The sequence below is a fragment of the Paenibacillus sp. A14 genome (assembly GCF_036864815.1).
GTDB classification, from domain to species: domain Bacteria; phylum Bacillota; class Bacilli; order Paenibacillales; family Paenibacillaceae; genus Fontibacillus; species Fontibacillus sanfengchensis.
In genome coordinates, this window is the sequence record NZ_JBAGJD010000001.1 from 375,679 (window position 1) to 388,879 (window position 13,201).

12 protein-coding genes are annotated in these 13,201 nt (G+C 56.9%); 7 read left to right on the forward strand and 5 right to left on the reverse strand.

The window, feature by feature from the left end:
• Nucleotides 1–38: 38 nt before the first annotated feature.
• From V4U88_RS01805 to mtnB, 7 genes are all read left to right on the forward strand, one after another.
• Nucleotides 39–1,244 carry a pyridoxal phosphate-dependent aminotransferase gene (locus V4U88_RS01805; protein WP_334071516.1) on the forward strand — a complete coding sequence of 402 codons (1,206 nt, stop codon included), beginning with the start codon at nucleotides 39–41 and terminating at the stop codon, nucleotides 1,242–1,244.
• A gap of 368 nt (nucleotides 1,245–1,612) precedes the next feature.
• On the forward strand, nucleotides 1,613–2,719 hold the full coding sequence (proB, locus tag V4U88_RS01810; RefSeq protein WP_334071517.1) for a glutamate 5-kinase: 1,107 nt from the start codon (nucleotides 1,613–1,615) through the stop codon (nucleotides 2,717–2,719).
• A 30-nt stretch (nucleotides 2,720–2,749) separates the two neighbouring features.
• Complete coding sequence (locus V4U88_RS01815; RefSeq protein ID WP_334071518.1) at nucleotides 2,750–3,997, forward strand: glutamate-5-semialdehyde dehydrogenase; 1,248 nt, start codon at nucleotides 2,750–2,752, stop codon at nucleotides 3,995–3,997.
• A gap of 20 nt (nucleotides 3,998–4,017) precedes the next feature.
• A complete protein-coding gene (gene proC / locus V4U88_RS01820; protein ID WP_334071520.1) occupies nucleotides 4,018–4,878 on the forward strand; it encodes a pyrroline-5-carboxylate reductase in 861 nt (286 codons plus the stop codon).
• Nucleotides 4,875–6,095, forward strand: a complete 1,221-nt coding sequence (locus V4U88_RS01825) for a 2,3-diketo-5-methylthiopentyl-1-phosphate enolase (protein WP_334071521.1) — start codon at nucleotides 4,875–4,877, stop codon at nucleotides 6,093–6,095. Before proC ends, V4U88_RS01825 begins: the two co-directional genes overlap by 4 nt.
• Nucleotides 6,092–6,763 carry a 2-hydroxy-3-keto-5-methylthiopentenyl-1-phosphate phosphatase gene (locus V4U88_RS01830; RefSeq protein WP_334071522.1) on the forward strand — a complete coding sequence of 224 codons (672 nt, stop codon included), beginning with the start codon at nucleotides 6,092–6,094 and terminating at the stop codon, nucleotides 6,761–6,763. Before V4U88_RS01825 ends, V4U88_RS01830 begins: the two co-directional genes overlap by 4 nt.
• Before the next feature lies 1 nt (nucleotide 6,764).
• Nucleotides 6,765–7,415 (forward strand): methylthioribulose 1-phosphate dehydratase, encoded by a 651-nt coding sequence (gene mtnB / locus V4U88_RS01835; protein WP_334071523.1) that lies wholly within the window; start codon nucleotides 6,765–6,767, stop codon nucleotides 7,413–7,415.
• 85 nt (nucleotides 7,416–7,500) lie between these two features.
• Here mtnB and V4U88_RS01840 read toward each other — a convergent pair whose 3' ends face one another.
• The 5 genes from V4U88_RS01840 to V4U88_RS01860 form a co-directional block, all read right to left on the reverse strand.
• Nucleotides 7,501–8,700, reverse strand: a complete 1,200-nt coding sequence (locus tag V4U88_RS01840) for an MFS transporter (RefSeq protein WP_334072045.1) — start codon at nucleotides 8,698–8,700, stop codon at nucleotides 7,501–7,503.
• 227 nt (nucleotides 8,701–8,927) lie between these two features.
• Complete coding sequence (locus V4U88_RS01845; protein WP_334071524.1) at nucleotides 8,928–9,800, reverse strand: undecaprenyl-diphosphate phosphatase; 873 nt, start codon at nucleotides 9,798–9,800, stop codon at nucleotides 8,928–8,930.
• An 18-nt stretch (nucleotides 9,801–9,818) separates the two neighbouring features.
• The gene (locus V4U88_RS01850; RefSeq protein ID WP_334071525.1) at nucleotides 9,819–10,427 is read right to left on the reverse strand and encodes a DedA family protein; all 609 of its coding nucleotides are present in this window, start codon (nucleotides 10,425–10,427) and stop codon (nucleotides 9,819–9,821) included.
• Between the two features lie 27 nt (nucleotides 10,428–10,454).
• Nucleotides 10,455–12,332, reverse strand: coding sequence for an ABC transporter permease (locus V4U88_RS01855; RefSeq protein ID WP_334071526.1), 1,878 nt, complete (start codon nucleotides 12,330–12,332; stop codon nucleotides 10,455–10,457).
• Between the two features lie 40 nt (nucleotides 12,333–12,372).
• The gene (locus V4U88_RS01860; RefSeq protein WP_334071527.1) at nucleotides 12,373–13,143 is read right to left on the reverse strand and encodes an ABC transporter ATP-binding protein; all 771 of its coding nucleotides are present in this window, start codon (nucleotides 13,141–13,143) and stop codon (nucleotides 12,373–12,375) included.
• Between the last annotated feature and the right edge of the window lie 58 nt (nucleotides 13,144–13,201).

The window sequence follows — 13,201 nt, forward strand, 5'->3', positions numbered from 1 at the left end:
AAAAAATCGCGTTTCTCATAGACCGGAGAGTGTGAGCCATGAAATCAAATCAACCTAACCCGGGGGCCGCTTCTTTTTCGATCCGGCCGGCCGACATCATGAATAAACTGCCCAAGCAGTTCTTCGCCTCGCTGGTCACCAGCGTAAACCGGGAGATCGCCGCGGGACATGACGTCATTAATCTCGGACAGGGCAACCCGGATCGCCCTACCCCGGAGCATATCGTCCGCGCCGCGCAGGCCGCCGTCGCCAACCCCCAGTATCACAAATACTCCCCCTTTCGAGGCTTTCATTTTCTGAAAGAAGCCGCGGCCCAGCGATACCGCGAAGATTACGGCGTTAACCTGGACCCGGAAACCGAGGTCGCCATCCTGTTCGGCGGCAAAACCGGGCTCGTTCAGATCAGCCAAATTTTACTGAATCCGGGCGACCTGTGCCTGGTGCCCGATCCGGGCTATCCGGACTATTGGTCGGGCACCGCGCTGGCCGGCGCGGAAATGTCGTTCATGCCCCTCAGAGAGGAGAACGCTTTTCTTCCCGACTACAACGCCATCCCGGCGCGGGATAAAGAGCGGGCCAAGCTGATGTTCCTGAATTATCCGAACAATCCGACGGCCGCCACGGCTCCGCTGTCCTTTTATGAGGACACCGTGAAATTCGCCGCCGCCCACGGCATCGTTGTCGCCAGCGACTTCGCTTACGGCGCCATCGGTTTTGACGGGCAGCGTCCCGTAAGCTTCCTGCAAGCGGAAGGCGCCAAAGAAGTCGGCGTTGAGTACTACACCTTGTCCAAAACCTATAATATGGCCGGCTGGCGCGTCGGATTCGCCCTTGGCAATAAGGAGATCGTCTCCTTAATCAACCTGCTCCAAGATCACATTTATGTCAGCCTGTTCGGCGCTATCCAGGAAGCGGCCAAAGTCGCCTTGACCGACTCGCAGCAATGTGTGGCCGATTTGGTGTCCGTCTACGAGTCCAGAAGAAACGCCTTGTTTACAGCTCTGGCCGAGATCGGCTGGGAAGCCCGCAAACCGTCCGGCTCCTTCTTCACCTGGCTTCCGGTGCCGAAGGGCCTGGATTCGGCCGATTTCGCCAAGCTGCTGTTGGAGCGGGCCAAAGTCGCGGTGGCGCCCGGCATTGGTTTTGGCAAGTATGGCGAAGGATATGTACGGCTCGGATTGCTCACCGAAGAAGCGCGGCTTTCGGAAGCCGTCCATCGGATCGGCAAGCTCGGCCTCTTTTGAGCCGGTGCGGTCATTTTCTTTTGCAAAGGCCGGATTCGCGTGGTATCCTATCAGTAATTCAAACAAATAAGCACCATATTTTGATATTAAACGTAATGACGGGACCAGTAAGAGACCGGTGCGGCCCCCAGAGAGCAGATTCCTTCGGCTGTGAGAATTTGCGGCCCGCCCGCTTTGAACCCTATCCCCGAACGGCCGGCCACAAACCGGACAGCGCCCCTGTTACCGGGCAACCCAAGTCGGATGATGAATCATCAATAAAGGTGGTACCGCGGAAGTGAAACTTTCGTCCTTTGCAAGCAAAGGCGGGAGTTTTTTTGTTTTACCTGTAGTCTAAGCTATGATTTATTTCATAAGGAGTGGTCTCCATGCAACGCCGCATTGTCGTAAAAATCGGAAGCAGCTCGCTAACCTCCCCGGAGGGCGGGTTAAACCGGGAAGCGATCCGCTATTTCGCCTTCGAGCTCGCCGCTTTGCGGTCGGCGGATACCCGGGTTCTGCTCGTATCCTCCGGCGCCGTAGCCGCTGGCTTCCGGGAAATCGGGTATCCGGAGCGGCCCAAACTGCTTCATGAAAAACAAGCCGCCGCCGCCGTCGGGCAGGCGCTGCTTATGCAAACCTACCGCGAGGAACTGGCCGAGCACGGAATTTCCGCGGCGCAAATCCTCCTCACCCGCTCCGATTTCCAAAACCGGAGCCGGATGGGCAACGCCAGCATGGCGTTGGAAGAGCTGCTGAGCCGGGGTATCCTCCCGATTATCAATGAAAATGACACCGTCTCGGTCGATGAATTGAAATTCGGGGATAACGATACATTGTCCGCGCTGGTCGCCAATCTGATCAAAGCCGATCAGCTCATTATCCTGACCGATACCGACGGATTATACACCGCCGACCCGCGCATCGACCCCGCGGCCGTCCGGATCGACCGGGTCGCGGAAATCAACAAGGAGCTGTACGCCATCGCCGGCGGGGCGGGCTCCAGCGTAGGGACGGGCGGCATGCGCTCCAAGATCGACGCGGCCAAAATCGCCTCGCGCGGCGGCATCCCCGTCTTCGTCGGCAAAGCCGGCCGCCCCGGGGATCTTCGGCAAACGCTGGAAGGCCGCGGCCGGGGAACTTATTTTGAGACGCACAGCTCCGCCCTGCCGCGAAAAAAACAATGGCTTGGCTTTATATCCACCCCGATCGGCGCTTTGACCGTCGACGCGGGGGCCGAGGAGGCGCTCATCCATGGCGGGCGCAGCTTGCTTCCCGTCGGCGTGCGCGGGGCTGAGGGCCATTTTCAAGCCGGCGACGTGGTGGAAGTGCTGAACGATCAGGGGGAAGTGCTGGGGAGGGGCATCGTCAACTACGACGCCGGCCAGCTCCGGGACGTTCTTGGCTTGCCCAGCACGGAAGTGATGAAACGTTTAAACGAAGTCCACCGTCTGGAGGTCATTCATCGGGACGAATGGATTTCCTTAAAATCTTAAATACTCGATATCCATGAAGGAGGTTAAACCATGAGTGAAGTAAGAGAAAAAGCGGCGTTAGCCGGCAAAACGACCGCCATCCTGGGCGGTCTGAGCACGGAAGCCAAAAATGAGGCCTTGCTCGCCGCGGCCAAGGCGCTGGAGGAGCGGGCCGCCGAAATTATCGCCGCGAATGGCGAAGACCTGGAACGCGGCCGGAAAAACGGCACATCCGAATCGCTGCTGGACCGCCTTGCCCTGAACGAAAGCCGGATTGCCGGCATCGCCGAAGGGCTGCGGCAAATCGCGGAGCTTCCCGATCCCGTGGGCGATGTGCTCGCGACGATCGACCGCCCGAACGGCCTGCACATCGTCCAGCAGCGCGTGCCGCTCGGCGTTATCGGCATCATTTACGAAGCCCGTCCCAACGTCACGGTGGACGCGGTCGGCCTTTGCCTGAAAACCGGCAATGCCGTCGTGCTGCGCGGAGGCTCCTCCGCCCTCTCCTCCAACCGGAAAATCGTCGAAATCATCCACCGGACGCTCGAGGAAACCTCCGTCCCGAAGGACGCCGTCCAGCTGATCGAGGATCCGAACCGCTCCTCCGTCGATGAGATGCTGAAGTTAAACGGGCTGCTGGATGTCGTTATCCCGCGGGGCGGCAGTTCCCTGATTCAGACCGTCGTGCAGAACGCCACCGTTCCGGTCATTGAGACCGGGGCCGGAATCTGCCACACGTTCCTGGATGAGTCGGCCGATCCGGCCATGGCCGAAGCCATCACTTTGAACGCCAAGGTACAGCGTCCCTCCGTTTGCAACTCGATGGAAACGCTGCTGGCACACCGCTCCTATGCCAATCGCCACTTGGCGGATCTGGCGGATAAATTCCGGGAAGCGGGCGTGGAACTGCGGGGCTGCGAATCGGCCCGCAAACTCGTCGCCTGGGCCAAACCGGCAACCGAAGAAGACTATGCGACCGAGTACAACGATTATATTTTGAACGTGAAGATCGTGGACGATCTGGATGAAGCATTAGCCCATATATCCCGTTTCGGCACGAAGCACTCCGAATGCATCGTGACGGAAAACGGCGCGAGCGCCGCCCGCTTCCAGCGGGAAGTTGACGCGGCCGCCGTATACCATAACGCTTCCACCCGCTTTACGGACGGCTTTGAGTTCGGCTTCGGCGCTGAGATCGGAATCAGCACGCAAAAGCTGCACGCCCGAGGGCCGATGGGATTACCCGCGCTCACTTCAAGCAAATATATCATTCACGGGAACGGTCAAATCCGGAAGTAAAGATTTAGGAGGTTGAAACCATGCTGAACGAATCCACCGCAAAGGCGCCGGAGATCTGTTTTTACGGCGCCGGTTCCATGGCCGAAGCGATCGTGCGCGGCTTAATCCACAAGCAGGTAGCGGCCCCGGGACAGATCGTCATGCTGAACCGCAGCAGCGCAGAACGGCTGGCTTACCTGGAAGAACAATACGGCGTAGTTACCGGAAACGGCGCAGACAAAACCGCGAAACATCTGGGCCAAGCGTCCGTAATCGTTCTGGCGATGAAGCCGAAGGATGCGGGCGAAGCTTTAAAAGCGCTGGGGCCCATGCTTCGCGAAGGGCAGCTCGTCATCTCCGTCATCGCCGGCCTGTCGATCGGCACCATCCAGGCGCTGCTCGGCGTGAAAGCGCCGGTGGCTAGAACGATGCCGAATACGTCCAGCTCGATCGGATTCGGCGCCACCGGCATCTCCTTCTCCGCCGAGACCTCCGAGGAGCAGCGCCGGCGGGTGCTCTCGATGTTTGAAGCGGTCGGCACCATCCAGGTGATCCCCGAGGACCGGATGGACATATTGACCGGGATTTCCGGCAGCGGGCCCGCTTACTATTATTACATGATGGAAGCGATGATCGCCGCCGGCATCGAAGGCGGACTCACCGCCGAGCAGGCGCGCGAGCTGACCGTGCAAACCGTGCTCGGCGCGGCGGTCATGATGAAGGAAACCGGCGAAGCGCCGGAAAAACTGCGCAAAGACATTACTTCGCCGAACGGGTCGACCCAGGCCGCGCTCGAAGTGCTGGCCGACCGCGGGTTCGAAACGGCCGTCAAAGCGGCGGTTCACCGCTGCGCGGAACGCTCCCGCGAAATGGGCGAAGCGGTAAAGGAGGCTTTGTTATGAGCTATTGTACAGCGACGTACCGGATTTACGATGCCAAGGCCGATTTTGAACGCAAGGCCCAAGCCATCGCCATCGGCATGACCGTCGGCACCTGGACCGAGCTGCCCCAGATCAAGCAGGAGGAGATGAGGCCTCACCTAGGCCGGGTGGAACGGATCGAGGTACATGAGCCGGATAACGGCGATGATACCGAGCGTTACGCGGACGTGTTGATTTCCTATCCCGACATCAATTTCAGCCGCGACCTCCCCGCCCTGCTGATCACGGTGTTCGGCAAAATCTCGATGGACGGCAAAATCAAGCTGCTGGACCTCGATTTTTCGGACTCGTTCCTCAGCGCCTTCCCCGGCCCGAAATTCGGCCTGAACGGCGTAAGGGACCTGCTGGGTGCCCAGGAACGCCCGCTCCTGATGAGCATCTTCAAATCCGTCATCGGCTACGATCTGAACGGGCTTAAAGAGCAATTTCTCGCCCAGGCGCTTGGAGGCGTCGACCTGATCAAGGATGACGAGATCTTGTTTGAAAATCCGCTGACTCCGATCGACCAGCGCGTGCGCGTCTGCCGGGAAGCCGCGGAGGAGGCCGAGCGCGTCACCGGCAAAAAGCTGCTGTACGCCACAAATCTCACCGGTCCGACTTCGAAGCTGAAAGAGCAAGCGCTGCGCGCCATCGATGCCGGGGCCTCCGCCCTGTTGTTCAGCGTGCTGCCTTACGGCTTCGATGTCCTGCACGAACTGAGCTCCGATCCCGACATCACCGTGCCGATTGCAGCGCATCCGTCGCTGGCCGGCGCGTTGTACCCGTCGCCGCACTACGGCATCTCCGCCTCCCTGCTGCTCGGGAAGCTGATGCGGATCGCCGGGGCCGACCTCGTGCTGTTCCCCTCGCCTTACGGCTCGGTCGTGATGCCGAGGGAGGAGAACCTGGCGATCCGCCGCGAGCTCACCGCCGAGGCGCTGCCGCAGCGCGCGAGCTTCCCGGTGCCGTCGGCCGGCATCCATCCGGGGCTTGTTCCCCGGATTCTGGACGACTTCGGCACCGATGTGGTCGTGAATGCCGGCGGCGGCATTCACGGTCACCCGGGCGGCGCGAGCGCCGGCGGCCGCGCCTTCCTGCAGGCGATCGACGCCGCGATGAACGGCGTCTCCCTCGAGCAGGCGGCGGCGAGCCTGCCCGAATTGAAAGCGGCCCTCAACCTGTGGGGAGGGCAGCGATGAACAGCGGCAAGCAGCCCGTCGTCTTCTGCGATTTCGACGGGACGATCACCAAGAGCGATAATATTGTGGCGATCATGCAGCATTTCAAACCGCAAGGATACGAGCCGATTATGGAGCGGATCCTTTCCCGCGAATTATCGATCCGGGAAGGCGTCGGGGCGATGTTCGCCCTCTTCCCGGCTTCGATGCGCGAGGAAATTACCGCGTTCGTCTTAGGACAAGCCGGGATCCGCGCAGGCTTCCGGGAATTTCTCGCTTACGTGAAGCGGCGGTCGATCCCTTTTTTCGTCACGAGCGGGGGCATCGATTTCTTTCTGGAGCCGCTGCTGGCTCCGTTTGATATTCCGCAGGACCATATTTTCTGTAATACCGCCGATTTCAGCGGGGAGCGCATCGCTATTTTATGGCCCCATCCCTGTGACGAACATTGCAGTAACGATTGCGGCATGTGCAAAGCCGCGGTGATGCGGCGGTATCCTCCGGATCAATACGAACGGATTCTGATCGGGGACAGCCTGACCGATTTTGAGGGGGCCAAGCTGGCGGACCGGGTTTATTCGCGCGCCAAACTCACCGAAAAATGCCGGGAACTGGGCATATCCCATATTCCATTCGAGACGTTTTTCGAAATTACAACCGACATGATCAGGCGGGAAGGAGTGAACTAAGTTGACATTTTCAGAAATCTCTCTGGAGGAAAAACAGAAGGCCCTCGGCGAACTCCGAAATATCAAGGAACAATTTGCCGCCCGGGGCTGGTTCCCCGGAACGAGCGGTAATTTGTCCGTACGGGTCGGGGGCTTCTCCCCGGACCGGTTTCATTTTGCGGTCACTTCGAGCGGAAAAGACAAATCGGTTCACAGCCCGGAGGATTTCCTCTTCGTGGACGCCGCCGGCGAAGCCTGCGAAACGACGTCGCTCAAGCCGAGCGCCGAAACGCTGATTCACGCCAAAATTTACCGAATGACGGGGTGCGGGGCTATTTTTCATGTGCATACCGTTTACAACAATCTGATCAGCGAATACTACGGGGACGAGGGGGCCGTACCGGCCCAAGGCATCGAGCTGATTAAGGGGCTCGGTATTTGGGAGGAAAATGCCGCCATCCAAATTCCGATTCTCCCCAATTACGCGGATATCCCTTCGATCGCCAAGCTGATCCCCGGAGCGCTCAAGCCGGAAATCCCCGGCATCCTGCTGCGCAATCACGGCATCTATGCCTGGGGAGCCAACGCATTTGAGGCGAAGCGGCATTTGGAGGCTTTCGAGTTTATTTTTGAAGTGCTCTACCGTTCGCTGCTGCTCCGCGCCCATAAGTAAGCGTACTTCTACGCGCCCCCGCCCGCCTGGTTTATCGCAACCACGGCGGGCGGGGTTTTTTTCTAAGTTTAAAGCACGCCTCGCTTTATATTATTTCTTTCCGTTTAGAGAGATAGATGTACAAGACTATACCGGTTATCGAGCAGATTGCCGCGCATAGACCGATGAACCCGTAACCGGCTTGAAGCCCGCGCAATAAAGCTGTCTCAGGATCGGACGTGTACAACCCCTTAACAAGCTCTATCACGCCGCCAATGATATAGTTCCCGATGACACTTCCCAGCCCCATCAGGGTTACTGTAAAAGTAATGGCGGTATCGCTCCCGTGAGGATATCTTTTGGCGATAAAGGCCATCACCGTGGGATAGATCATGGCGATCCCCAAGCCGGCAAGGGAAAACAAAAAGGCGAAACGCTCGCCGGTAAGAATCGCGGCAAACGTACAGACCGCCGAAAATCCCGAAAACAGGATCAGCGACAAGGTGAAGCCGATTTTATCGGTGATCGGCCCAAGCAGCAGCCGCGCCAGCGTAAAGCAGAGGAAGAACGCCGACAGCATGCCGGAAGATTTCACCGTGTCCCAACCGTAGGCTTTTTCCAGAAAATTGACCAGCCATCCCCCTACCGCAAGTTCGGAAACAACGCCAAACGATAAGATGAGAACCATGAGCCACAGCACGGGGTCTCGCATCAATGTCTTCAGGGAAATCCGATCCTCCTGCTTGATATCATCCCCCGGAAACTTGCTGCCGAGAGCGAAAAAGATGGGGAGTACCGACAAAGAAAGCATAACCAGATACATCCCCCTCCAATCCAGCGTAAAACCGTAAATCGTGATTTTCATTAAGCCCGTGGCGACGAGCGGTGCCACCATAGAGCTCAGACCGTAGAAACCATGGGTCAAATTCATCATCGTTCCTGCATTTTTTACGAAAATTCGGGCACCGAGAATGGCCAGAGCAATCTCCAGCATCCCGTTGCCTATGTACATGAGGAAATAAGACGCTGAAAACACCGGGTAATTTTGCGAGAAAAAAATCAGAATTCCCGAGACGATCATGGCCAAAAAGGAGAGTATGGTTACTTTTTTAATTCCCCAGATCCGGGTCAGATAAGCGGTAAAGGAACAGGCCAACAAATAGCCTAATGCATTGAGCGACAACAATGTGCCCAACTGGGATTCGCTCAGCATAAAATCAAACTGAATTCGCGGGATTGCCGGCCCCTTTATATTCTCCGAAAACCCGAATATAACAAATCCTATAAATATCGTAGCCAGTTGCATGATGTAAATCTTATTGAGTTTGCCAGAATTCTTCCCCAAATTTTTACGCTCCTTACTTTCCGTTTTTTTGCAATAACCTGCCGGCCGTAAGTTAAACTCTCCAGCGTTGCCGCCACCAGGCCTTGCCTGAAATCCTCTCGTGTATGATGATACTCGAACACAAAAAGAACCGCCCGCACAACTGAACACCACCGGACGGTCCTTTAACATTTTACCAGAAATACAGCTTACCAGAAATACAGCGCTCCGATCACGACGGCCAGCAGCAGCCGGTAGACGGCGAACGGGACAAGCCGGATCCGGTTGATCAGCTTGAGGAAAAAGCGGATCGAGAGCAAAGCGAAGATAAACGCGCTTATAAAGCCGGCAATAAAGAAGGGCAGCGCATCCACCGTGAAATACTCCCAGTTTTTCAGCAGGGAGAGCCCGCTGGCCCCGGCCATGATCGGCACGGCCATAATAAACGTGAAATCGGCTGCCGCCCGGTGGCTGAGCCCGAGCAGGACTCCGCCGGATATCGTCGAGCCCGACCGGGAGAATCCGGGCCAGATTGAAAGGCACTGGAACAAGCCGATCGCAAACGCCTGCTTGTAGGTGATCTGGTCGACGGATTCCACGGTCGGCCGCTTCGGCCCCAAACGGTCCGCCGCGATCATCAGCAGCGCGCCCACGACCAGGCCGACCAGCACCGTGGCGGTGGAGAACAGGTATTCATCGATATAGTCCTCCAACAGAACGCCGAGAATGCCCGCCGGCACCAGCCCGACCAACACCTGAGCCAGCTTCAGCCTCGATCCTTCGCCGACCTTGCCATAACGGGATGCCGCGGCGGCACCATGTTCCCCGCGCCGCTTCATCCGGGAAATGCCGAGCAGATCCATAAACCGTTCCCGAAATACGACAAGCACCGCCAGAATGGAGCCTAACTGGACGACGACTTTAAATGTATTCGCCACATACTTGGATTGCAGCAACTGCTCCGTCTTCAACCACATATCGTCCACGATGATCATATGGCCGGTCGAGGAAACGGGGGCAAATTCCGTCAATCCCTCGACCAATCCGAGAATGACCGCTTTGATCAAATCGATAAAATCCATGCGAAACCTCTCTCCCCGTCAACCCTTTTTTCTCGTCCGCCAAAACCAAAACACGCCGCCGATCACAACCACCGCGATCAAAGCGTAGGCAATATTGGAGTAAACGTCCATAAACTCGACGATCTTCTCCCAGGAACCGCCCACCGCGGCGCCTACGGAAACGAGGATAATGTTCCAGATCAAAGTACCGATCGTCGTAAACAACAGGAACAGACCGAACTTCATCTTGGACATCCCCGCGGGAATCGAGATCAGACTGCGGATCAACGGAATCATCCGGCAAAACAGCACCGTCCAATAGCCGTATTTATCAAACCAGGCATCCGCCCGCCGGATATCCTCTTTTTTCAGGCGCAAAAATTTACCGTACCGGTCCACCCAACCTTCCAGCTTATCGACATTGATCAGGTAACCGATCCCGTACAGGATGACCGCACCGAGCACCGAACCGACCGTCGCCGCGGCAATGACCCCGACGACCGTCAAGCTTGTATACGTCGTCATAAAGCCCCCGAAGGTGAGAATCACCTCCGACGGAATCGGCGGAAACACATTTTCCAGCGCGATCAACAGCAAGATCCCGGCATAGCCAAATTGCTCCATAATATTCGTAATCCAGTTTTCCACGAAGTACCTCCAAAACGGTTATAGATGTCATTTTTGCAAATTCCGTAAATACCGCGCACGAATGAAGTAGAAATACATCCCCTGCACGAAACAAAAGCTGAACAAGATCAGGCAAGCCTCCCAGGCAATCGGGATAAAAAGATAGCTCTGCAGCGCGATGAACGCAAAAATACTGTGAACGAGCGCTACCCCTACCGGCAAAAAGAACATAAGACCCAGTTGAGCGGTCACAACCCGCTCCATTTCCTTGCGGGTGAGCCCAAGCTTGGTAAGCGCGGCATACTGCCGCCGGTCATAGTCCAGGTCGCTGTAAAGCCGGAAGTAAAGAAAGCTCCCCGCCGACATAAAAAACACGGTTCCGACCAACATCGCAAAGAACAGCAGAGCTCCGTAGGTGGTCCGTTGAACCTCGAACAAGGTCCCGCTCACCGACATGGCGTAATCCAGAGTGGTTTCATACTTCATCTTTCCGTTATCCGTCAAATTTTTCGCCATCCCGACGGTCTCTTTCAGCTCGGAATCCGTATAAAACGCTGTGTAAACCGCCCGATTTGAGCTCGGAGCCAGCCGTTCCCACATCGCGTCGCTGACGACGAGCCCCGAAAAATTGCCGCCCCGGAAATCACCGAGCTCCGGCGTTAAATATTCGGGAACGGACACGTGTTGCGTAATGCCGGCTTCGTGCAGCCGCACTCCATCCGCTTCAAGCACATAACTTGCCGGCTTCCGTCCCCGCAGGAGCAGCTTTTCCCGCTGTGAGCTCATGAGCACAAGCCCCCCGTTGTCGTCCGGGGGTTCCTCCCCAATCTCAATCCCCGCGGCGGCCACCAGTTTTTTATAATCGGAAAAAGAGAGCAGCGCCAGCTGATCGGGAACATTCGCAAGTGTCGCCGACGCAACGTCAGCTAGCAGTAAATCCGCCTTTTCCTCGTGAAAGGCGAGACCCCGCCCCGCAAGCTCCTCCCGGATCTGCGTTAGATGCTCCTTGCTCCCGGCATTTCCCGGCTTGGCCATATAGCCGATTTGAGCGGGGTGATCCTGCGCGAACTCGCCGGACAGCCGGTTGACGGAGGCGAATACGCCGACCGCACAAAACGTGACCGTCGAAATCATGGAGACGAGAAAAAACATCCAGGCGTTCTCTTTCAGCCGGTACGATAAATTGGAAATCAGGATCAGATTCGTCCTGCGCCAGTACCTGGCCAAATTTCTCTTCAACAGGTGAATCAAAGTGAGGCTGGCTTGCGAGAAAAATAAATAGGTGCCGAGCATCGTCATCAAGGCCACGGGGACCATGCGAAGCTTCACAACCGGTGCCGATGCCGTCACGGCCAGTACATAGCTGGCCATGAGCAGGGTTGCCGCCAGCAGGGACAGCCCTTTGGAGAACCGGGGCTGGCCTTTCCTTTTCACGCCGGATTGAAACAAGTCGATAAGCCGGGTGGAGCCGAGCAGCATCGTCGTGCAGGACGAAATCGACAGAAACAGCAGCAGGAATGCCGCCAATGTCAACAGAACGCTCCAGGGTGAAATATGGAACGACAGCCCTTCGATCCCCAGCAGATTCGAACCAGCCATAAGAAACAGCTTGGCCGTCAACAGGCCGGCCAGTATCCCCGTGCCCAGCGCTCCGAGGCCCACCAGCATATTTTCCGTGAACACCAGCTTGCGCAGCTGTTTTACGGTCAACCCGTGCAAGAGAAGCAGCCCGAATTCCCGTTTCCGGGAACGAAGGAATGAACCGACGGAGTAAAGAACAAACAAAAAGCAGAATACGAACATGATTCCTTCCGCTTGCCCCAGCACAAGCAGTGCCGACTTCCAGGCCACCCTGGCGCGCAGCTCCGGATGAAACAGAAACACGGCGCATACGAAAAAGATCATGACCGAAAACGTGCTGCTCAAAAAATAAGCCGCATAAGTGCGTTTTTTCCTTAACACATGACTAAAGGCGAGCTGACGAAAGGTGATCCGTATCCCCTCCCAGCAGCGACATCATGTCGATGATTTTTTGAAAAAAAGCCTGGCGGTTGTCCCCCCGGTAAACTTCGTTATACATGCTTCCATCCTTGATGAAGATCACCCGGTGACAAAAACTCGCGGCAAAGGCGTCGTGCGTCACCATCAGAATCGCGGCCCGCTCCGCTTTGTTCATCATCGCGAACGCTTCCATGACATCCCGGGAAGACTTGGAATCCAGGTTTCCGGTCGGTTCGTCGGCCAGGAGCAGCGAGGGATGATGGATCATCGCCCGGGCGATCGCGGTCCGCTGCGTCTGTCCGCCGGAGATCTCATGCGGAAATTTGTCCAGCACGCGGACGATTCCCAGCCTTTCCGCCAAATTCGCCGCATTTCGCTTCATTTCCTGTACCGGCGAACCTTCCAGCGTAAGCGGAAGCACGATATTTTCCTCGACGGTCATCGTATCGAGCAGGTTAAAGTGCTGAAAAATAAAGCCGAGCTGCCTTCTCCGGAAGAGGGCCATCCGCTCCCGATCCAATTCGTGCGGGTTTTGTCCTGCGATCTTTACGGTCCCTGAGGTAGGTTCGTCGATCGTAGCGATGACGTTGAGCAGCGAGGTTTTCCCGCTGCCGGAGGGACCCATAATCCCGACGAATTCCCCCTCCTCCACCGTAAAGCTGACATGGTCAAGGGCCTTGGTGGAAATTTTGCCTTCATAAATTTTTGACACTTCCCGGACTTCCAGAATCGGCATCCTTCCACCTCCTCACTCCGATAGCTTCATTATACCCGGGACCTCTAGCGGGTTCCCA